General features: G+C 48.5%; 13 protein-coding genes. 8 read left to right on the forward strand and 5 right to left on the reverse strand.

Features of this window, described 5'->3' with window-relative positions; translation table 11 throughout:
• Positions 1-29: 29 nt before the first annotated feature.
• From NSS67_RS10840 to NSS67_RS10850, 3 genes are all read right to left on the reverse strand, one after another.
• Positions 30-917 (reverse strand): carbohydrate ABC transporter permease, encoded by an 888-nt coding sequence (locus tag NSS67_RS10840; protein ID WP_339319534.1) that lies wholly within the window; start codon positions 915-917, stop codon positions 30-32.
• Positions 918-934: 17 nt separating this feature from the next.
• Positions 935-1,927, reverse strand: a complete 993-nt coding sequence (locus tag NSS67_RS10845) for an ABC transporter permease subunit (RefSeq protein ID WP_339319535.1) — start codon at positions 1,925-1,927, stop codon at positions 935-937.
• Between the two features lie 135 nt (positions 1,928-2,062).
• A complete protein-coding gene (locus NSS67_RS10850) occupies positions 2,063-4,384 on the reverse strand; it encodes a helix-turn-helix domain-containing protein (protein WP_339319536.1) in 2,322 nt (773 codons plus the stop codon).
• A 369-nt stretch (positions 4,385-4,753) separates the two neighbouring features.
• Between NSS67_RS10850 and NSS67_RS10855 the strand changes: the two genes are divergently transcribed.
• The 5 genes from NSS67_RS10855 to NSS67_RS10875 all read left to right on the forward strand — a co-directional run bounded on the left by NSS67_RS10855 (position 4,754) and on the right by NSS67_RS10875 (position 16,160).
• Entirely contained in the window at positions 4,754-7,744 is a 2,991-nt protein-coding gene (locus NSS67_RS10855) for a fibronectin type III domain-containing protein (RefSeq protein ID WP_339319537.1), read from the forward strand.
• 1,339 nt (positions 7,745-9,083) lie between these two features.
• Complete coding sequence (locus NSS67_RS10860; RefSeq protein WP_339319538.1) at positions 9,084-10,877, forward strand: right-handed parallel beta-helix repeat-containing protein; 1,794 nt, start codon at positions 9,084-9,086, stop codon at positions 10,875-10,877.
• The gene (locus NSS67_RS10865; protein WP_339319539.1) at positions 10,867-13,137 is read left to right on the forward strand and encodes a hypothetical protein; all 2,271 of its coding nucleotides are present in this window, start codon (positions 10,867-10,869) and stop codon (positions 13,135-13,137) included. The genes NSS67_RS10860 and NSS67_RS10865 overlap by 11 nt, the downstream gene beginning before the upstream one ends.
• A gap of 129 nt (positions 13,138-13,266) precedes the next feature.
• Entirely contained in the window at positions 13,267-15,612 is a 2,346-nt protein-coding gene (locus NSS67_RS10870; protein WP_339319540.1) for a helix-turn-helix domain-containing protein, read from the forward strand.
• A gap of 92 nt (positions 15,613-15,704) precedes the next feature.
• On the forward strand, positions 15,705-16,160 hold the full coding sequence (locus NSS67_RS10875; RefSeq protein WP_339319541.1) for a hypothetical protein: 456 nt from the start codon (positions 15,705-15,707) through the stop codon (positions 16,158-16,160).
• Positions 16,161-16,706: 546 nt separating this feature from the next.
• Here the strand turns inward: NSS67_RS10875 and NSS67_RS10880 are convergent.
• Entirely contained in the window at positions 16,707-17,189 is a 483-nt protein-coding gene (locus tag NSS67_RS10880) for a hypothetical protein (RefSeq protein WP_339319542.1), read from the reverse strand.
• Positions 17,174-17,512 (reverse strand): hypothetical protein, encoded by a 339-nt coding sequence (locus NSS67_RS10885; RefSeq protein ID WP_339319543.1) that lies wholly within the window; start codon positions 17,510-17,512, stop codon positions 17,174-17,176. The genes NSS67_RS10880 and NSS67_RS10885 overlap by 16 nt, the downstream gene beginning before the upstream one ends.
• Positions 17,513-17,868: 356 nt before the next feature.
• On the opposite strand from NSS67_RS10885, the gene NSS67_RS10890 reads away from it, so the two are divergent.
• From NSS67_RS10890 to NSS67_RS10900, 3 genes are all read left to right on the forward strand, one after another.
• Positions 17,869-21,759: a X2-like carbohydrate binding domain-containing protein gene (locus NSS67_RS10890; protein WP_339320569.1), complete on the forward strand. Its 3,891-nt coding sequence runs from the start codon at positions 17,869-17,871 to the stop codon at positions 21,757-21,759.
• Positions 21,760-21,841: 82 nt separating this feature from the next.
• A complete protein-coding gene (locus NSS67_RS10895) occupies positions 21,842-22,687 on the forward strand; it encodes an NAD(P)-dependent oxidoreductase (RefSeq protein ID WP_339319544.1) in 846 nt (281 codons plus the stop codon).
• Positions 22,678-22,815 carry a hypothetical protein gene (locus NSS67_RS10900; RefSeq protein WP_339319545.1) on the forward strand — a complete coding sequence of 46 codons (138 nt, stop codon included), beginning with the start codon at positions 22,678-22,680 and terminating at the stop codon, positions 22,813-22,815. Before NSS67_RS10895 ends, NSS67_RS10900 begins: the two co-directional genes overlap by 10 nt.
• Positions 22,816-22,897 lie beyond the last annotated feature (82 nt).

Here is a 22,897-nt window from a genome sequence, read left to right on the forward strand (position 1 = left end):
TGAACCCTCCATTATCTAATTAATCCAAGCTACTCCTTCAAGGAGCCTACCGTTATGCCTTTGACAAAATACTTCTGAAAGAAGGGGAAGATCAGCAGCATCGGGCCGCTTGCGACAATCGCCATGGCCATTCGTACCGACAAGGTGGGGAAACTCGCATATTTCAGCTTATCTGAGACCTCCGCCATCGGCGAGTTGGCTAGGAAATCAGCCTGTGACAGAATGCGTACGAGCAGGAGCTGCAGAGGGATAAACTTATCGTTGTCGATAAATAGCAGCGCATTAAACCATTCGTTCCAGTAGCTGAAGGAAATCAAGAGACCCAGAGTGGCGAGCGCAGGCGTGGACAGTGGCAGAATAATCCGGAAGAAAATGCGAAACTCCCGGGCTCCATCTACTTTAGCGGATTCGATAATCTCCTTGGAGATTTTGTCCAGGAAGCCTTTCATGATCATAATATTGAATGGACTTAATAGAGCCGGAATAATTAGGGCCGCCAGAGTGTTCTTCAGGTGCAGATATTGGGTCATAAGAATGTAGAAAGGGATCAGACCACCGTTGAATAGCATGGTGAAAAAGACAAAGAAGGTGAGTTGACGGTTGTAGCGGAAATCTCTGCGAGAGAGCGGATAAGCCATCATTGCAGTCAGGAGCAAGGAAAGGATCGTGCCGATCACGGTGATCAGGATCGTTACTCCGTATCCACGCAGTAGCGTAGCCGGTTTCTCAAAGACAATCCGGTAAGCCTCGAAGCTCCATTCCTTGGGAATAAAGTGATAACCAAACTGGCTGAGTGCGTCCTCCGAGGACAGCGAGATGGAGATCACGAGCACGAAAGGCAACGCGATCAGTAGGCAGACGATGATGAAGAAGACATTGATTCCGATGCTGGACGGGGTGATTTTTTTGTTATTCATCTTATACTGCCTCCTGTTCAAAAAAGTGCGTTGTCGTTGTCAATCCGACGTACTACATAGTTGGCTGTCACGACAGTAACTAGACCGACCACCGATTGCAGAAAACCTACGGCTGCCGCAGAGTTAATATCCCCCAGCTTGGTCAGTGCACGGTACACGTACGTATCAATAATGTCTGTGGTCGGAAAGTTCGGCCCTACGTTGTTCGGAAGAAAGTAGTGCAGCCCGAAATCACCACGGATAATGTTGCCTAGCCCCAAGATGAATAAAATAATGATCAGCGGCTTGAGCAGAGGCAGCGTAATTCTTCTCATCATTTGGACGCGCGTTGCGCCATCGAGTGTGGCTGCTTCATAGTAATCGGTGTTAATGCCAGTAATCCCTGCATAATAGATGAGGGTCGAGAATCCTATGCCCTTCCAGAGTGAAACTAGCGGCAGGATGAATATCCAGGGAGTGGTCTCCAAGTACCAGTTGTGCGGATCGAGGCCCAGATAGGTCAAGAATGTGTTCAAATATCCGTTCTGGAAGTCTAGGAAAGCGTTTCCAACATAACCTACGATGACCATCGAAATAAAGAAAGGCAGAAACATGCTCGTCTGGTAGACCTTGATTAGCCGTCCTGACAATTCACCAAGCAGCAGCGCCATAAGCAACGCGGCCACTGTCCCCAGAATAATGTAGGAAAAGTTGTAAAGTAGCGTATTGCGGATAATGCGAAAGGCGTCCTGCGCCTTGAAGAGAAACTCGAAATTCTGCAGTCCAACCCATTTGCTTCCGAAGATCCCCTGATCATACCTGAAATACTTAAAAGCAAGAATCAGTCCCACCATTGGAAAGTAGGCAATGACAAGCTTGAACAAAATACCGGGCAAGGCGAGCAGCAGTAGTTCACGGTTCTTGCGCAAATGTCTGAATTCGCTTGTAATCCATCTCAGAACAGCGGGCTGCCGCCTAAAGCCAGTGTTCTTTTGCATGGCGCTTAGCTTGGTCGGCTCAGGCTTTCCCATCTTCATCTCCTCCATTCTTGTTCTGAGACCATCATGCCATGGACTCGAGAAGGGAGCTACAATTACATAATCGAAAAGCTGTGCGGAACAGGTGTAAAAAATGAGAATTGATGTGTTTTCCTTGAATATGAGCGGTCAGGACAGCATTTTCTTGATCCGATAATCCTTAGGCGTTGTGCCGAACTTGCCTTTGAAGAGCCGAAAAAAATAGCTTTGGTTGGCATAACCGCATCTGTCCATAATTTCCGCTATCGTATAATCGCTCTTCAGCAGAAGGTCCTGTGCATGCCGCAGCCGGATCTCATTGATGTATTCCGTTATGGAAACACCGCAGCTGTCCTTGAAAAGCTTGCCGACATACGCGGAGGTGAGCTTCACGTTCGATGCAATGGACTGCTGGCTTAAATTCAGATCGGCGAATTTCTGTTCGATGACTTCCTTAACGGTTCCGATAAGGAGTTCATTGCGTTCGGGAGCGCTGGGCTGCTGCCCTTCACATATTTTGGCGCAGAGAGATAGGAGAGCCACATAGATTTCATCCAGCGTTTCATATTCCTGCGGAATTCGGTGAATCTGCTCAACATCCACAGCCAGGGTTCGGGCCCGGTTGTTCATAATCTCCGCGGCTGTATTCTGCACTACCCAGGCAAGGTCGGCGACCACTCGTCGCATCTCTTCATATTGAAAGCTCGCAAGCAGAGAGAAGGCCTTCTCCAGCTCGCTTCCTGCTGTGGTCAGCTGACCCTTCTTCAAGGCCTCCGAAAGTTTGCGCTCAATGTCGGGCGGTAGTGTCTTGCGTGTATTGGTCAGGTTTTCCCTTACATCTTCGGGTTTAACGATGGATTGATAGCCAGCTACAAAGGTATACAGAGATAATTGATAGGCCTGATGATAGGCAGTGGAGAGCTGAGGGAGCTGGGAAATGACACTGCTCACTCCACATGACAGCGATAGGTTGTAATACTGCTTGATCGTGTGCTGAAATTCTCTGATCAATGTAAAAGCATTGCCGAAATCGCTGGAGCCTTTGGCAGCTGAGAGGATGAGAACAAAATGATCGCTCTGAAGTTCTACAGACTCGCAGGGATAGGCGCGGGAGAGGATCTCTTGGGCGATATTGACGATGGCGAAGCTGTAGAGCTTCTTGGAAGCGCCTGGAGTGCCGAGATCATAGTTAGCGAAACGCTCGATCCGCAGCACGCATACCAGGAGCGGATCAGATACCGAGATATGAAGGCCGTGCTTTGCAATCAGAAGCTGCATGTCATTTTGGGTAAACATCCGGCTGTCAGTGAGGAATTTACGAATGTAGTATTTGTTCACGATTTGTTCGGAGCTGATTTCCTGCAGCTTCTCGGACATGCGCAGATAATGCTCACTCATGAAATCCAGCTCGTTTCCGCCTTGCGACTGGGTCTGCCGTTCAACTGCGGCATTCGGGCGAATTCGCCGCAGCATATTTTCAATCGGGTCGTACAGCTTGTAGGACAGCCAAACGGAGACCGCGATGGAGAGCAGGAGGAATGCTCCCGTAATTAGCAACGATTTCGTGCGTGCTTCGCGGGCTTCCTTCATCAATAAGTCGTACGGCTGAATATAAAGAATCGTCCAGTCTCCGATTCCAGCCATATACGTTATGATGCTTTTCTCTCTTCCTGTATTACCTATGACAGAGCCGGAGGTTCGGCTGAGGGATTTCTTGTCTCGCTCTAGTAGCTGAGTAATTGCCGCTTGATCCAGACTGTCCGTCTGTTCCCGGTCCTTGCTGGATAATAACCTTCCGTCCGAGGTCTGGATATAGACCTGCCCTTGGGCTTGGCTTCCGATATCATTCATTTTGCTCAGGGAGTCAAAGACCCAGCTTGATTCGATATAAAGAATGAGCGCGGAACGGTCACCGGAAAAGGGCATAAAAGCATCCGTGACGATGAAAGCGAAGGCATCGGTCTGGCCGCTCGCCTTGAGGCTGACGGGAACAAGCCGGGAGGTTGGATGCGGCAGCGGCGGATGCAGCAGCCACTGCATCATCTTCGCCTTCGTGATGCCGCCATCTACCAGAAAGTCGCTGGTGGAGCCGTAGAGTTCGCCGCTCGAAGCATTATAGACGGCGATGGAGTGCAGGAACGAGGAGCTTTTCATCAGATTGGACATCTCTCGATAGCCGCGGATATAGTCCATTTGGGGCAGCGTCTTGGTGAACAGAAGCGGAATCAGCAGATTGTCATTGTAAGCGAACGTGGAGAGATGGGTGATGATTTCATTCATATTGGAGAGATTATATTGCGTTTGTGTCAGTACTTTCAAATTGGAATTTTCCTGCACTTTTTTAATCGAACGCTCAAGGACATAAGTATTTACAACCGACAATCCAGTCAGAATGAGGGCCATGGCCAGCATGATGGAGAACATGACGGTCTGGAAATACTTTTTTGATTTATAAAATGTGAACGGTTTCATAAATGTAGCCCCCTCTGGCGGACTGAAGCGGGATCATTGAAGAAGCTTCTCTATAGTTGTAAACAAAAATGGATAGGCGCGCAAGAGCTTTGTAGGATTGGTGGGAGAAATTCTTTAAAAATAAAGCTTTTGCGTTATTGTATAGTCTATTTAACATCCCTTTTGATAAATTGAACAGTATCTCCATTTAAACATTCCATGGCAGAATATAGGGGGAGATGTCCTTGTCGAGCGATCAGATAGCTTGACCGGGAACATCTTAACGGTAGAGTTTTGAAATCCTGCTGCAGCCGATTCATCAGAAATGAAGAGGAGGGATTTAAGAAGATGACAAGCAAGCTCAAACAGGTCTCAAAATTGAAAATGCGGGTGCTGTGCGTTATAGGTGCTTTGTCTATTGCTCTTCCGGCTGTGCCGGCACCTTCAGTCTTCGCTGCGACGCTTGATGTAACCGCTTATGGAGCGAACGGCGGAGACACGGTCGATGATAAAGCAGCGATTCAAAGTGCTGTAAATGCAGCTGTCAGCGGGGACACCGTGGTGATTCCGGCAGGTACTTATTATTTGTCCGGTACGGTCAACGGGAAATCCGGCGTTAAAATCGCTGGAGCCAACAGAGATACCACAATCATTAAGTTCACTCCCGGTGCCTCGGCTGCAACCTTCTTCTATCTGCATAATGCACTGAACGCCGAAGTATCGGATATGACACTTGATGGCGGCAACAATTCATCAGCGCAGTCGGCAGTCACGTCTGAAGACAGCGTAGGCAGCAAAATGCGCAATTTGCGGGTCAAGGATTTCGTAGCATCAAGTGGCTTTGGTCCTTTTGCGCTGTATGCGATCAACTCCACCCATATTGAAATTTCAGGCAATATCGTTACCAACAGCGGCGTCAATTCCGATTGGGGGGGCGGGGTGCGGGCCGGCTGGGGTTCCAGCTATGCGCTGATTGAGAATAATATCATCGCAGATACAGGCCGGGGCGGCATCTTCGTCAATGACGACAGCCCTTACGCTATCGTCCGCGGCAATACCATTACAGGCACCGGCAAAAAGATGGAAGGCCTCGGCATCGAGCTGCATACGAACGTCGACTACTCTCTAATTGAGAACAACAATGTCGATCATTGGATCAGCGCCGTGCGCTCAAAGTATATCGCGGTGCGGAATAATACAGTCAAGGCGACAGATGGCTCCGTTGGTCACATGGGATTAGAGGTGATGGTTGACCACGGCGTAACTTCAGGAAATCTCGTAGACGGGGGACAACAGGTGGGCATGCAGCAGTCGCCGGGTACAGGCTATCAGCTGTGGAATTACAATACCGTACAGAACATCGTCATGTGGGGTATGCAGCTCCAGGGTGCCGGAACGGGTCAAACCGAGCAGTACCAGTATTTCTATAAAAATATTTGGAAAAACGGCCCGGTCGGCAATCCGGCGGCCGCTTATCCAGGTTATGACGGCAATGCGGTTCGCATCCATGGAGATTCGAAAAACATTGTTTTTGACAGTAACCAGATTCTTAATAATGGAAGAAAAGCGATTGAGATTACCACAGCATCCGGCGTGGACCGTCTCAGCTTCATCAATAATACGATTACGGGCAACAACGGCCCGTCCATTGATCAGTATCCAGCCTCGGCCGCCGATCTGGAGTGGAGCGGTAATTCGGTCAGCGGCAATGGCAATAACACGCAGCTTGCCAGCCGCGGCTTCAGCGACCCGAAGCCGGTAGCCAATTTCACCGCGCCGTTAACGGTTCAGCTCGGCCAGTCCGTCACGTTTACGAACACTTCGACGGATAACGGAACGATCTCCGAGAACCTGTGGGATCTGGGTGAAGGGATTCCGGTGACCACAGTCAGTCCGACTTATACGTACCAGAAGGCGGGTACTTACCATGTCATCCTTGGTGTATGGGATAACGGAGGCCGTGCTAGTGTGAAAGAGCAGACGATCACGGTTAATGCTGGTCCTCCAGATACAACAGCCCCTTCGGCACCATCGGGAGTAACCTCGCCTGCGAAGACGGACAGCAGCGCAAATCTGGCATGGACGGCAGCGACTGATAACGTCGCTGTCTACGGATACAATATTTACAAGGATGGTGTACTTGCCGGATCTACGGTAGGTGCAAATGCAACGACTTATACCATAACAGGACTGACGGCCAATACGGCTTACAGCTTTACCATCAAGGCTATTGATGCCGCAGGCAACCTGTCGGCGGCCAGCAGTGCACTAAGTGTGACCACAAACGGCCCGGATACGTCAGCACCGAGTGCTCCGTCCAATCTGACCTCACCGGCCAAAACGGACACAACCGTCAGCCTGTCTTGGAGCGGATCGACCGACAACATCTACGTTACGGGCTACAACGTCTACAAAGACGGCGTGCTTGCCGGTTCTACGACAGGAGCGCTGAGCTTAGATATTACCGGCTTGAGCGCAAGTACTGCCTATAGTTTCACTGTCAAGGCGAAGGATGCTGCAGGCAACTTGTCGGCGGCGAGTAATACCCTGAGTGTGACAACCCTGGTATCTTCGGCCAATTGGGTCCACTGCGCAGGAGAAAATAATCCGTGTGATTTTACGGGCACGAAGCAGGTGCGCTTCGGGGCGAACAATAGCTATGCTTACGGAACATTTACGTCGACGGTCATGTGCTCAACCAATGGCTTTGGTACTGATCCGGCTTATGGCTTCTACAAGACCTGTGATGTGAACCTAGGTGGAGGCGGTAATCCGACACCGACACCGACACCGACACCGACACCGACACCGACACCGACACCGACACCGACACCGACACCGACACCGACACCAACACCAACACCAACACCAACACCAACACCAACACCAGGTGGCCTGACTCAGGTCGGGACGATTACTCGTGAATACTGGACCAATGTTACCGGAAGCTCGGTTTCAGCCATTCCGGTGAGTACGACGCCAACTGGGGTTACGGCATTGGCCAGCTTCGAGACGCCCTCCAATTGGGCCAACAGCTATGGGGAGCGTGTTAGAGGATATATCGTGCCAACGGTAACAGGTGTCTATCAGTTCGCGATTGCCGGAGACAATGACAGCGAACTGTGGCTCAGTACGACGGACAATGCGGCGAATAAAGTCCGAATCGCTAGCGTGTCCGGCTGGACACCCGCTGGAAACTGGAATTATCAGCCCTCCCAGAAGTCTGGTCAAATTACGCTGACGGCAGGACAACGCTACTACGTGGAGGCGCTCCATAAAGAGGATCAGGGGGATGATTCTCTGTCCGTTGGCTGGATTACTCCGGGGGGGGGTTCAGCATTTGTCATTATAGGTGGCGCCAATCTAGTACCGATTCAGTAAGAATAGGATATAGATGAGAGGCTGAAGGAGGCTTTCGCAGGGCTTATGGCCGGCGAGGCCTCTTTCTTTAAATCTTATGTTCACTCTGCAATGATATAAATGTTGTAAGTTCTACAACTTTGAATCAAAGTAATCAAGGTGTTCGAAAGGATTGTTGTATGAAATACAAGACCTTTCCCGCTAAGCGGTATGATGGAGGTGGAATGATACCTTTTGTACAACAATTTTCGATTAGGGTCGATTTAATAAGGGGAAAGTTGTATTTAGTACAGGATTCTTAGCTTTAAATTTCGAGATTGCGAAGAAATGTGAAACGAATTCAAGTGATGGGCTTATATTCAATTGGTGGCCATGGGGAGCCCTATTTTTAATTAAGCACACGCCTCTTTGTAATGTATAACGGACCGAGCGGACCTCCTCCAAAATGATGCATGTTTTAGTCAGGTTTACGGACAAATGTATGCGAAAAACCGAATACAATGTGCTTCTGGTAACGTAAACGAGCAAATGTATGCGAAAAACCGAATACAATGTGCTGCCGGTAACGTAAACGATGCAAATGTATGCGAAAAACCGAATACAATGTGCTGCCGGTAACGTAAACGAGTCAAATGTATGCGAAAAACCGAATACAATGTGCTGGCGGTAACGTAAACGATGCAAATGTATGCGAAAAATCGAATACAATGTGCCACCAGTAACGTAATTGAGGCGGCGCCGTTATTCGCCCCAAATCACCCCGAATGGGCTTGTTTTTCTTACGGAATAACACAGTAATTCATAAAAAGTACAGCCGGATTGCGAGTAATTGCCACATTGAACAGTAGAAATTGCGGAATGTAATCTCCATGCTGAAAATTAAGGGATAGCGGGGGGAGGGAAATCCGTATCCCGCCAGCCCACAAGCAGAAATTGCTCGCTGTGGTTCTTTCGAATTCAACACAACATCCCAAGGAGGTCAGCCATGAATAGTGAATTACAATTTCATGTACACTCTGACCGGGGGGATGACGCCGGCAACGGGAGCCTGGCATCCCCCTTCCGAACGATTCCGGCTGCGCAGGAGGCGGTACGCGACTGCCTGCGCAGCGGGCAAACGGGCGGAATTACGGTTTTCATCGGCGGTGGTACTTATGAGCTGAACGAGCCGCTGAGATTCGGCTGCGGGGACGCTGGAGGAAAGCGTTGCCGGGTCACTTACCGCAATGCGGAAGGGGAGCATCCTGTTCTCCTGGGAGGCACGGTTCTATCCGGCTGGGAGACCTGGCGGGACGGAATCTGGCGAACTGTACTACCGCTGGGAACACGTTTCCAGACCTTGTATGCTGATGGAGAGCGGGTGCACAAAGCCCGATTGCCTGCCTCTGGGTATTTAGAATCTCTGGCCGCGCCGGAAGGTAGAGAACGCGAAGGCATAGTCTTCCGGGAAGGTGATGTTCCAGAATTGCTTGACACAGATGGCCTACAAATGTTCATCTGGCCCGGGAAAGGCGAGTGGAACTGGGGCTCAGAGACAATTCCGGTGCAGCGGATTGACACGACTGCCCGATGGATCGAATTGCATCGATCCAGCACTTGGGGGATTGGTGAAGGCTCACGTTATTTCCTGCAAGGTTCGCTCCGATTTCTGCGTGAGCCTGGTCAATTCCATCTGGATGAGGAGGCAGGAATGTTGTATTACCGTCCAAAGCAGGGGACTCCTATGGAACAGAAAGTAATTGCCCCTGCTGTCCATCGGCTGATTGAAATCTGCGGAGAAACAGAGTCCCGGCAGGTGTCCGGCCTATCCTTCCAGGGACTCACACTGTCTTGCTCCGATTTCTATGAGGATTACCGGATGATGCGCAGTGAGCCGGGGATGGACAACGTAGAGCCCGACGAGCATAGAAACGGGCTGATATATATCCGCGAAGCCTCTGATATTGAGATCTCCACTTGCATCATTCGGGAGTCAGGCACCTGCGGTATCTTTCTTGACCGCTCTGCCCAAAGGATCACCCTGGCCGCGAACCGAATTGAAGTGTTCGGACACACAGGTGTATATGCCTCGGGTTATGCCCCTGGAGAGGGTGGCTTTACCGGAGTAGAAGCTGCCAATCAGAATAAAGGGCATCTGATCACGAGTAATCGGATTCGATATGGCGGCGAACTGGTCGGCCACGGCAGCGGTATCGTGCTTTATCAGTGCGGGGAATGCGAAGTTGCGCATAACAGGATCTCAAATATGCCCCGTTACGGGATATCGCTGAAAGGGCAGCGGCATCAAATAATGCCGTCTTTCCTCTGGGGAAAAGCACTCACCTGGGAGAACCACTGGGACTTCCTGTTCACCAGAAACAACCGGATCAGATACAACGACATCTCAGAGGTAATGACCGACAGTCAAGACGGTGGGCTGATTGAGTCTTGGGGAATTGGCCGTGGGAACGTTATCCATGGCAACCGGCTGCATCATAGTGGCATCCACTTCTCTTTTGGCTTCGGCATCTACCTCGACGATGCCTCGGATGATGTTGAAGTGACGCACAATGTACTCGATCATCTGTATAGCACAGGAGAGGGAAAGCTCTGGATGACGATTTTCTCCAAGGGAATAGGCAATGTGATTCGAAACAATCTGATGGTGGATAATCCGCTCGCGGTTAACGCCATAGGTTCACAGGAAATGGTCGGGGAGGCTAACCGGGATATCACCGTGGAGAACAACATCATCGCCGATTCAGGACACCTGTACTGCTTCGTGAATTGGAGCGCAGAGCGCTTTCGTTCGGCGGACCGTAATCTTTTCTGGAGAGGTGAGGAGGCTTGTAGAGTGACGGGCGAACTTCCGGCGGAGCCGATTGGGAGCAATGAGGTATGGGGGAATGAATACGAGTGGGAGGCATGGCGTTCCATACTTGAAGGTAAATATGATGCCGACACGGTCTTTAGCCCGCCCGGCTTCGTGGATGGTCCAGCGGGGGATTATCGGCTGTTCCCATCTTCCCCTGCTTATAAGCTAGGCTGGAAAGATATCGACTTCACACTGATTGGGCCAAGAAATGACTTTGAAGTTGAAGAGGCAAGAGGAGATGAACCCGAAAGACACAGCGGTTCTTATACCTGTGAAAAGAGGGACGAAGATGAAGCTTGAGACCTTATTGGAGATTGCCGGAGTGAAGCTAGCCTTCTCGTCGCACAAGTTTATGAACGCCGCACCCCTTCTGGAATCCCGTGCCGCTTGGAGTGTAGTGATGAAGGACACGATTCTTGCCTCTGGGGAAAACGGGGAGTGGCGGATTTCTGTTGACAGTGCGGAACTGAGCAGTCCGTACCACGCAGCGGATATTGAAGTGGAGTGGCAACACAGCGGTTATTCCCAGCAAACAGCGGTAGAAGTACGTTTGGAATTCGCACACTGGACGCCTTCTACATATGTGCTTGTGCCCGGTGCGGTGTACGGGGGCAACCGCTTTGAAGCGCGCGAGTTAAGCTATCCCCCTTGCTGGAGCAAACTGTCCGAGCGCGGCCCGGATACTCCGGCACTGATTACCGATGTGCCTCGGCTTTCGTCTTCAAGTCAGGGCCCCTCAGTCATTCAGCTGCTCACCGGCGATGCAGCGACGCCTGCTGTCGGGCAGTATGACCCAGAACGCAGTTTGGGATTCCTGATCCTTACTCGGCAGCAGACCGAATTCGGTGATACTTCCATCCATGTAGAGGAGACGGTGGACAGGAAATCTGCTGTCGTATCCTTTCGTGCGCCGGGCATGCGGGCTGGCACTAAATACGACATGTGTACTACGGAGGCGCCTTCCCCCGACAGGGGGGCCGACTTCAGGGAAGGAGACAGGGTCAGATTTCATTTTCAGGTATTCGTCTTTCCCTGCCTCAGTGTTAGTGGATTATTCCGTGTGTTTGCGGAAGTGCGCCAGTCACTGACGGGAATCCCTGAGCTTCGCGAGATTCTGCCTTTTTCTGCGGCGTGGGCAATTCAGGAGGAGAAATACAATAAGCTGAACTGGAATGGGGTATATGGCTATTATTCCGTAGGCACGGTGGACATGAAGCATCAGGACTGGCAGCTTGGCTGGGTCGGCGGTGGTATGTCCAGCTACGCCCTGCTTCTGGAGGGCAACGGGGAATCATTGTCTCGCGCCCAGCATACCGTTGATTTCATCTTCAGCGGCCAGACGGACGCCGGGTTCTTTCCCGGCGTATTCTACAACGGACACTGGTATGGCGATGAATTCAGCGAGGATCCGGGCCGGGATGCACCGGAGCAATGGCATATTGTACGCAAGAGTGCAGATGCACTGTACTTCCTGGTGAAGCATTTCCTCGCGTTGAATAAGCGCCAGCCGGATGCGCCGCTGCCGGAGCGCTGGCTTGTCGGCACTAAGAAGCTTGCGGACGGATTCCTTCGTCTCTGGAACAGCTATGGACAATTTGGGCAATGGCTCCATGCCGAAACCGGAGAAATGCTGGTCGGCGGCTCTGCCGGAGGGGCGATGGCGATCGGCGGACTAGCGCTGTATGGCTGGTATCTGAAAGAGCAGACATACCTTGCAACCGCATGCGAGGCGGGGGAGTATTATTATCGCAAGTACACACAGAAAGGGATCACCACCGGAGGTCCCGGGGAAATTCTGCAGTGCCCAGACAGCGAGTCGGCATTTGCACTGCTGGAATCGTATATGGTGCTGTACGAAACGACAGGTGAGCAGAAATGGCTGCGGCGTGCAGAGGAAGCGGCACAGCAGGCCATTTCCTGGTGTGTGTCCTATCATTTTATTTTTTCGGAAAACTCCACTTTCGGGCGTCTTGACATACAAACAGCAGGCTCGGTGATTGCCAATGTACAGAACAAGCACAGCGCACCCGGTATCTGCACCCTTTCAGGGGACTCGCTATTCAAGCTGTTCCGTGCCAGCGGCAATCCGCTGTATCTGCAGCAGCTTAGAGAAACGGCCCATCAGCTCCCTCAATATTTATCACGGGAGGACAGACCCATCCGGGGTTGGAATGGGGAGGATTTGCCTCACGGTTATATGAGCGAACGGGTCAATATGAGCGATTGGGAAGGGGGAGATCTCGTCGGCGAAGTGCTGCCGCTGTCCTGCTGGTGCGAGGTCTCCAATATGCTGACATATGTAGAGGTGCCAGGCATTTATGTGCAACCGGATACCGGATTACTGTGGGTGGCCGACCATGTGGAATGCTCCTTTCACGAGGAGCGGGGTAGGAAGTACCTGACAATTTTTAATCCTACAAGTTATCCCGCTTCCGTTAAATTATTCATGGAATTGTCAACAGAAGCAGCCAATCCGCTGGGACAATGTGCTTCAACAGATTGGTTGCGCGTTCGAATCAGACCGGGAGAAGTCCTTAAGGTTCCATTGCCCCTCTCATAAAGACCCACTATCTACCGACTCATAGATTAGCCAGTAATTCAAACATTGTACAGTAGAGGCTACCGTCGATTTATGCGATGCTGACAGCAGGCAGTCAAAACGTATCTTTCTGGAGGGGGAACATTCGTTATGAGAATGTGGCAAGCTTACAGGTCGAGGCGGTACCTGCTGCGCATAACAGTGGTTATGACTTTCCTCCTTATCACGGTTCTAGCCGCTGCGTCCCTTGCTCTGCAATATAATGCTGAAAGAAACGCCATAAGGATGCAGCAGGAGGCCAATCGCAAGTTGATGGGCCAAATCCGTATCAACCTGGGCTATTTATCAGGTGTATTCAACAATTTGGCGATTTCTTTTTATATGGACCCCAATATCGTTCCTTTGCTTAACCTGCGTTCCCCTGATGAGATGCTTATGATCCGCTCTATGAATTCACTCAAGCAGGCCTATCTGTCTTCGTCGTTTCTGCATTCTATTCTTATATACAATGGATTTGACGACCGTACTTATGAGGTTGGAAAGCTGGGTCTGAACAAGTCGGATTCAGCCATGAACGGACAGCTGCTTCTGTTGTTGAAGAACGGGGAACAGCTGCCCAGAATGCGGCTGATCCCCATGAACTTCAGCGGGAAGGCCCAGTCGGTCGATTTCTTTTCCCTCGTGATGTACCAGAATTTTAATACCGTCAATACTGGAAACGAAAGTGCACTTGTTGTAAACATCAAGCCTGAATGGCTTGAGGAGAACCTGCGCTCCTTTAGCGATTTTGCTCGGCCAGATCAGTCTGGGCTCTATATTCTGGATGAACATGGAGATGTACTACTCTCTAGCAATCAGCAACCGCTGCCCAGGCAGTCGGAAATGAAGAGGGTGCTAATGGCGAAAACGGCTGCCGGTACGGAAGCCATTGGCACCTATTCAGGCAAACTAGGAGGCGATACGGAGTTCATTGTGACTTACCTGAATATGAAGGATACGAATTGGAAAATAGTTAGTGTTCAGCCCTATGAAGCCGTCCTTGGGCACATCCGCGAGATGCGTGATACCTTCATCAGTGTCATTATAGGCATCCTTCTGCTTGCGTTAGGCTTATCGGCCATTGTGGCGCACAAGCTCTATAAGCCGATTGAACGGATGATTGGCGCGATCGGAATCAAGCCAGAAGAGGGGGGCAGTTACGGGTCAGCCAGGAAGGACGAATTGTCGGCGGTGGCGGGCGTGTTCAGCTTGATGGTCCAGGAGCTGCGCCGTGCTTCTACTGAGCAGGACAAACAAAGGCATATTATTAAGAGCTACTATCTGCGCACGCTTATCTCGAACAGCACATCCTGGTCTGCAACTGAATTTGAGGAAAATATCAAGTTAAATGGCCTGCAAATTGACCCTTCCGGTCCTTTCCGGCTTATCCTGATCAAGGTGGACGATTATCTAGAATTTGTCCGTCGTACCAATCATACGGAACGGCAGCTCTTTTATTTTGCTATCTCTAATATAGCGGAGGAGATCATGCGACCCAGCAAGTATCTTTGTGAAATGGCGGAAATGAGAAGCGATCAGCTTGCGTTGCTCATCAGTTCCGCAGGCGGAGACGTAGATGAGGTAGAGCTTGAGCCGCTGCTGCAGAACATTCAGGAGGTCATATACAGCTTTTATAAGTTGTCGTTAACCCTGACAGTGAGTGAACCTTGCGATAGCTACAAAAAGATTACCGAACAATATACAGCAGCCATTCAATACTCAAGTTATAGGCTAGTGATTGGACCTCAAGCAATTATTACGAAAAAGCGGATCAATCGAATTCTCCGCCATCCGGAGTACAGATTCCCCGAAGAGGCAGAGAAAAAACTTGGCGAGAGCCTGCGTGCCAATAATCTGCCTGCCATGCAAAGTGCACTCGCCCCCATAATTAGCTACTTATCCCACTGCCAGTACGATCACATCCTTCAAGGAATTCTGAATCTCGTGGACATTTTTAAATTAGCGGTAAAGGATATCAATAAGAACCGAATTGTCCCGCTGGATGTGGATTTGAGTTCCCTAAACCATCAGGTTATGGAGAAGGAGACGCTGACGGATGTCGGTCGGTTGTTTGATCAATTGTGCGAGGAAATTCATCATAAGTTGGATCAGCCTGGCAACGGTAGGAACAAGGCTTTGATGGATGCTATTAAGGAAATTATCGAAGACAACTACAAGCAGCCCAGTCTCAGTCTGCAAGGAATAGCATCGATGCTGAATATGACTCCCGCATATATTGGAAGAATGTTCAAGCTGAGCGAATATGCATCGGTAAGCGAGTACCTGAATACCGTCCGTCTGCAGCATGCGCAGGCTTATCTGGAAATGAAGAATATCAGCATCAAGCAAATCATGGAGCATGTCGGATACGTGAATGAGAGTACTTTTTTCAAATTGTTCAAAAAATCCTTCGGAGTTACGCCCAAGGAATATCGGCTGAAAAAGAAGCTGGAATGAGAAGAGGAGGATAAAAGGCGATTTACCTTAGTGACTATATCTATTTCACAAAGAACTATGATGCATAAGATAGTTATTAAGGAGGTGAAGTCATGCCAATTGTTTTTGTAGACGAGCGTATATCTATAAATTCAAACAATAGTAACGGGAGTGTTTTATTGTCTTCGACACCGTTATTAATTGGTGATATTGGTCTTCAGACGGGTGTTGTAGCTAATACTACTAATGCAGGGAATGTAAGAGTAGCGCTTAGCGGAACGGTGAATGTTACGGGAGACACGGGTCTTTTTGCCACAATCACTTTGACCATTGAAAGAAACGGTACAGGGACAGCGGGTTCAGGCACTTTGATTTATACTGAGGTTTTTAATACGAATGGGTTAGCTTCATTTAGTCCTTTAAGTATAACCACAGGTGATTTCCCATTAGCTGCTGCCGTGAACGCAGGTCAGATTAGATATACGTTATTCATTGTCTCTTCGGGAAGCACCACTTTGAGAGGACCAGTCGGCTTTAATGGCTCAGCATCAGCCGGAACAACCGGCTAACTATGTTTGTAGATGAAACGAACCTATGAAATTCATGACCTGCTGAGGGTCTTTTTTTTCGTGAATGCAAGGATCGATCAAGGAAATATACCTGCAAAAGTACATCTTTTAATGAAACGAGGAGGGCAAATGTAAGGATTCCAGCAAATCTGCAGTTATCTATGCTCCAGAAGAAGCTCACGAGCTATAAGTCTAGATATACCTGCACTTTCGCAGGTTTTGGACAAAGTGAAGAGGATATCTGAACACAAGGATGTATTTTAGCAGCTTTTCTCTAGTCTTGCGAAAGGTAGGAAGGATAAGAGAGACAATATTCTCGTCGTAGGATGTGAGTCGAGGGTTCATGACAGTTTATTTGCTGTTTATGCTAAGCTATCTTTTGCATTTACGAACAAAGGAGCGACTCTCTCATAACTGAAGAATCACTCCTTTGTATTAATCCGCTTTATTAAACTTCAATCAATGCTCCATTCCGTGATTGTTAACAGTGTAAGTAGGGGGGAACCCGAAGCAGAAGCACTTGCAGAGGTGACCATCAAGCTGGAACTAATTAAGACTACGACTGTAAGCAAGAACATTTTCTTTTTCATTAGTAAACTCTTTTACTATTATATTTTCCATTATGTTGTGAAACATTTGAAGTTGTGATTGATGAGCATGTTCTCTTAGGAGCTCAAAGAGTGCTACTGATTTCTTGAGGTTTGTATCGTTTTCTATTTTGATACTAAAAATCAGAGTTTCTAGAATAGTGTTGATGGCTTCGTACATATTCTCTTGTTCGTAGTAATACATCACCAGCAAATAAATGTATTCCTCGTAATATCTTATATCCACATTAGTCACATACTCTTCTATGTCATTTACGTTGTTTTTAAGATCACTCAGAATCCAATCTACGGAATAATTATATTTTAATGAGGATTCCAAGATGGTAATAAGTCCTGGTAGTAATTCTTCCTCAGCACTATTACTAATAAATTCAACATACTCCTCTAGGATCTCTGTCTTGCCTTCTAGTAGGTCGAGCACGTAGGCATTGGCTTTTGCAGTATTGCGGTAATAGATTTAGAATATTCTAAGATACACATTCTAGCTTCTGGATACTTACCGAGCTTTTGCAGTGCGATTCCTTTTGAACATAAGCCAAATCCAAAATAATAGAGAATACTCCGCTTCAGGTTTTGTTCTCTCATCGTGTTACTGCTTGTCTCATATATGACTGCAATCTGTGTAATTAGCTTGTCTGCAATATCAATCATAGTATCCCAATTTTCCAATGAAAAAGATGCTTTAAGCATACACGTTAAGGAGTCAGCATTTAATCCATCCAAATCCAATTTCAATGCGATCATCCTTTCTTCAGCATAGCATTCATCGGTTATTGCGACGTCGTTTGTATACCTGGATTATTCTTTATTTTTCCAATATAGTAAGTGGTTTTCATCACTGGAACGAGAAAACAAGCGTTTGTTTTGTGATTGTCCAAATATAACCAAGGTACAGTGTTCTCACTAAGTTTCTTAGAATCGAGGGAATTATGTTTGTTGCGCTGTTTATTTGCCCCCTATGTTTTTGGGTTATTTGTACGTAAAATACCGAAATGTACCTATCTTGGAAATCGATATTCAATTATGATCATCCCGAAAGAAAGCGCTATCAAAGCAATTTTGACCACATTTCATGAGGGGGTAAGGATGATTTGAAGCGAATGGGAAAAAGATTGGGTATGAGTCTGCTAGTATTCATTATTGCAGCAGCGCAGTTCGGTTTTACAGGGACGAAAGGTAATGTAGCGCAAGCGGCGGAGAAGAGTATGGCCCAAAAGCCATATATGGGCTGGAGCAGTTACAGTATGCAAGTGTATGATGGGGCAGGTAACTGGACATCGGCGGAGAGTATCAAGAAGCAATCGGACGCGATGCATGAGAAGCTGCAAGCCCATGGATATGAATATATTAATATTGATGCGGGCTGGAATGGCGATATGGATGAATACGGGAGACCTATTCCTAGTGAAACTCTATATCCGAACGGATTTCAGGAGGTCATCGACTATGTTCATAATAATGGACAGAAGATTGGGATCTATCTGATCCCGGGGGTATCTATCGATGCGTATAACCGAAATCTTGAGGTGTATGGGACAGGCGGCGAATGTCGTATTCAGGATATTACGGCCAAGCCGCTTACCATTATGGATTATTGGAATTCTTACACTTATAAAATTGATTTCACGAATCCATGTGCCCAGAAATATGTAGATTCCATTGCAGATATGCTTGGTGAGTGGGGGATCGATTTCGTCAAATTCGACAGCGTGACCCCTGGGTCTGGGATAGACAACTTGAGCCGTGATGCGCGCGGAGATGTTGAAGCATGGTCCAAGGCTTTGGATAGAAATAACATCTGGTTTGAGCTGTCCTGGGCGCTCGACCACAATTACGTGGAATTTTGGAAAAAGTATGCTAACGGTTGGCGAATTGATTGGGATGTAGAAGCTTACGACGGCAGTGGGTTGACAGCATGGCCAAGTATTTCTCGCTTATTCCCCAAAGCTGCACTATGGTGGCGGGACGCAGGCCCTGGCGGCTGGAACGACTTCGATTCTCTGAATGTTGGTAACGGCGCTATGGATGGTCTGACCAAGGATGAGCGGAAGACTGCGATGACATTCTGGTCTATTTCTTCCGTGCCACTCTATACAGGGAATGATATGACACGGCTGGACAGTTATGGATTAGAGCTGCTTACCAATGATGAGGTAATTGCCGTAAATCAGGCCGGACGTCCTGGTCATCCAGTATCCATGGATACCCAGCAGCAGGTCTGGTATGCCAATAATGGAGATGGTACTTACAGCGTAGCCCTGTTCAATCTGGGTAGTCGGAGTGCGGAGGTTAAAGTCAAATGGAGTGATCTCGGCCTTGAAGGTCCGGCTTCTGTGCGCGACCTATGGAGTCATTCCGAGCTGGGAATCTTTGAGAAGGAATTCAGCGGCGGTATCCTTGAACCCCATGCTTCCCGCATGCTTAAAGTAACAGCGTTAAGCGGCACTTCTGCTGTTAATAACGATGATACAGGCATGCGCTACAGTGGAGATTGGAAGCGAAATGGCGGTAAGGAGCTGTTAGAGGGGAAGCAGGATCTGAGTATTATAATTAAGGATTCCTCACCTGCTGCTACAAGCACTCCTCAAGAGGATGCTCTGAACTCTGTGGCTGACCCTGCTGCGGATTCAGCTTCGGCAAGCAATGCCACCGTTACGGATGTGGTTTACATTAATGATAATGACAGCGGCATTAAATACAACGGCACATGGCAGGTAAGCTCAGCTAGAGAACATGGAGATTATAATGGCGATGTACATTATACCGAGAATGACGGTGATTCTTTTGAGTACACCTTTACGGGCACGGGCATTGACCTGCTGACGGAAAAGCATGAATCTCAAGGAGACATGGTTGTTACATTGGACGATGGGGCTGCACAGACAGTAAATGCGTATACGAGTGGACCAAGAGAGGTGCAGCAGGCTCTTTATAGTATCTCGGGACTGACTAACGGCGCTCATACGCTTAAAGTGGTCAAAAGCTCGGGTGGTTTCATGCTGCTTGACGCGCTAAAGGTGACAACAGAAACTCCGGCAGGAGGTCAGAACAGCACTATTACTCCGACATCGACCGGTTTTGATAAAGCAACGGAACAACAGAAGGATGTCACAGTCACGCTTAATCTGCATGGTAATACGCTGAGTGGTATTGAAAATAATGGAATGGCACTCAGTGAAGATGACTATACCGTGACTAATGACAAATTGATCATCAAGAAGGAATATCTTGCGCAGCAGCCTGCTGGCCTGGCAAGTCTGAACATCATCTTTAACGCTGGTGATCCACAGACGCTAGTGGTACAAATTAGCGACTCCACAGGCATCCGTTATGTGATGATTAATAACGACGATTCGGCAATCAAATATAACGGCAATTGGTCTCGCAGTAGTGGAAGAGGAATGGGCGATTACAATGACGATGTACAGTATGCAGAGCAGAACGGTGATTCTTTTGAATATACCTTTAGAGGAACAGGGATTCAGCTGTTCACAGAGGTGGACGAATCACAAGGGGATATGGATATCTATGTAGACGATCAATTTAAGGGAACGGTAAGCGCTTATCGAAACGGGCGATTGTCACAGCAGATTCTGTACAGTATCTCGGGTCTTACAGATGGACAGCACACACTCAAGGCTGTGAAGAAATCAGGCAGATTTATGCTGCTTGATATGCTCAAGGTAGAGATTCCTAATATGATTAATCCGATAGCTGCGACCTTTGATAAGTCGCCTACTGCTCAGGAAGACATTGAGGTTACGCTGTTGCAGCAGCCAGAAAGCTTTATAGGTATTACTAACGGATCATATCATCTGGTTCCTGGGACCGATTATACGATATCTGGTAACCGCGTTACCCTGAACAAATCCTATCTCACAGCACAACCTGTGGGAACATTGAACCTTAGCTTTACTATTGGTGGCGATTATCTCAATGATGTGCATTCAACGACAGTGGATGGTGATTCCTTTGAATATACCTTCAAGGGTACTGGAATTCGCCTGATTACACCTACGGGGCCAGATCAAGGTGATGTGGATATTTATGTGGACGGACAATGGATCCAGACCGTGAATGCTCATAGTCAGAGTCGATTGACTCATCAGGAGATTTACAGTGTTTCTGGATTGGCAAGTGGCGTTCACACGCTTAAGGCTGTGAAGAAATCCGGTAATCTCATGCTGACGGATCAATTGAAATTCACAGTCCCAACCAGTGATGGTGGAACAACGAATCCTACTGAACCTCCAACACCAACGCCGACAGCAACACCGACAGCAACTGATGGAGGAGGTTCATCCATTCCAGTTCAGCCTTCATCCACACCTACCCTGACTCCGACGCCAACTCCGACACCTGGAACTGATGGGAAGGACGATGCCGAGACGATGCGACATTTGGCGTATATCAATGGATATCCGGGTGGCTTCTTTAAACCTGACGCTCCCATAACCCGAGCTGAGATGGCAGCTATCTTAGCGAAGGTTGCTGAGAAAGAGGCCACTGGAGCAGGGGGAATATTCAGCGATGTACCATCCAGCTATTGGGGAGCAGATGCCATTGCCAAAGTAGCTAAAATGGGACTAATGAATGGTTATATGGATGGTACTTTTAAGCCTAATCAACCATTGACGCGTGCAGAAATGGCCAGTTTGGCGGCCATACTGAGTCCGAATTCTACACCATCGGGCCGCGGCTTCTCTGACATCACAGGCCACTGGGCACAGGCGGCGATTCTGAAAGCCCAAGATATAGGCATAATGAATGGCTATAGTGACGGAACTTTCCGCCCTAATTCCAAGCTTACTCGTGCGGAAGCCGTTACAGCTATCAACAGAGTGTTGGGTAGAGGCCCGCTAATTGGTGTTACACAGCCAGGGTGGAACGATGTTCCAGTCTCACACTGGGCTTTCGGAGATATTGAGGAAGCTTCGACCGACCATGTCTCGAAGCCTAGTACACAAGGCGGAGAACAGTGGACGGAATAATTGGACGAAGAATGAATGGAGGGGCCTTCTTGGCCCCTTTTTTCTGAATTATAAGACACCAAAAAAAGAGGGGAAGATCAGCATGAATATTCTAATTACCGGAGCAAGCGGATTTATTGGAACTGCTCTGGTCAAGTATTTGGCGGATAAGCATACAGTGATTTGTCTGTCACGCCAAGCTCTAGAAGGGACCTTTATGTATGTTCAGGGTTCTTTTGATTCGATGGAGGATTTGAGCGGACTGGACAAGTATGAGATTCATGCGATGATTCATCTCGCCGCTGTTACTGGTGGCTCTACTGAGGAGGAAAGCCTTGCTGTTAATGTGCTGGGAACAAGGAGATTGTACCGGTATCTGCTAGACCGTGGATGCCGAAAGTTCATCACAGCGAGCTCTATTGCTGTGGTGGGTGGACTCACTGAGGATTTTATTCCGCTGGAGCTGCCTATCCCAGATGATCATCCCTGCTTGGCAGCGGATGCCTATGGGCTGAGCAAATCTATGGTCGAGGAGTTGACCCGGTATTTTCACCGCAATCATAAAGATACCGACTTCATTAATCTTCGCTTTGGGGCCGTAGCCTCCCCAGACTGGACCCCTCCTGTCTTGGAAGCTGGATCTAAGCCGACGCTCCCGTTCATCACACTTGGGCATGTTCATGCTGCGGATGTGGTAGAGGGAATTACTGCGGCACTAGAGGCGCCACTTAAGCCGGGGGTAAGAACCCTCAATCTGGTAGGACCAGATGCTAGCAGCAATCTGCCGGTAGCAGAGCTCCTTACCCCGTTGGTGGGGAAAGGCTATAATTTGGATTATTATTATTTTCCGGGTCAAGAAAATAAGGCTTTGTATGCTATGGACCGTTTCGAAGAGGAATTCGGTTTTACGCCGTCACGCTCCACAAGTCATGCGATTAGATGGAATTAGAAGAATTAATGCGTCATAAGGATAAAGAATCGGGATTGATGATAAAAAGCAGTGATAACGGCATATATCGCTGTTTTTTATCCATTTCTGAAGGTTTAAAGAGATGGGAAATGGGCCTAGGCTCTTGACTATTAAGTAAATTGTTTTAATCTATGGTAATGATAGCGCTATCGAAATGGTATTAGGGGAGGGGTCACTACGCTTAAATAT

Source organism: Paenibacillus sp. FSL R10-2734 (assembly GCF_037963865.1).
GTDB lineage: Bacteria > Bacillota > Bacilli > Paenibacillales > Paenibacillaceae > Paenibacillus_AQ.

Coding starts and splice junctions, on each gene's coding strand:
- NSS67_RS10840 (WP_339319534.1), bottom strand. CDS start 917: ATGAATAACAAAAAAATCACCCCGTCCAGCATCGGAATCAATGTCTTC.
- NSS67_RS10845 (WP_339319535.1), bottom strand. CDS start 1,927: ATGGGAAAGCCTGAGCCGACCAAGCTAAGCGCCATGCAAAAGAACACT.
- NSS67_RS10850 (WP_339319536.1), bottom strand. CDS start 4,384: ATGAAACCGTTCACATTTTATAAATCAAAAAAGTATTTCCAGACCGTC.
- NSS67_RS10865 (WP_339319539.1), top strand. CDS start 10,867: ATGAAGCTTGAGACCTTATTGGAGATTGCCGGAGTGAAGCTAGCCTTC.
- NSS67_RS10870 (WP_339319540.1), top strand. CDS start 13,267: ATGAGAATGTGGCAAGCTTACAGGTCGAGGCGGTACCTGCTGCGCATA.
- NSS67_RS10875 (WP_339319541.1), top strand. CDS start 15,705: ATGCCAATTGTTTTTGTAGACGAGCGTATATCTATAAATTCAAACAAT.
- NSS67_RS10885 (WP_339319543.1), bottom strand. CDS start 17,512: ATGATCGCATTGAAATTGGATTTGGATGGATTAAATGCTGACTCCTTA.
- NSS67_RS10890 (WP_339320569.1), top strand. CDS start 17,869: ATGGGAAAAAGATTGGGTATGAGTCTGCTAGTATTCATTATTGCAGCA.
- NSS67_RS10895 (WP_339319544.1), top strand. CDS start 21,842: ATGAATATTCTAATTACCGGAGCAAGCGGATTTATTGGAACTGCTCTG.
- NSS67_RS10900 (WP_339319545.1), top strand. CDS start 22,678: ATGGAATTAGAAGAATTAATGCGTCATAAGGATAAAGAATCGGGATTG.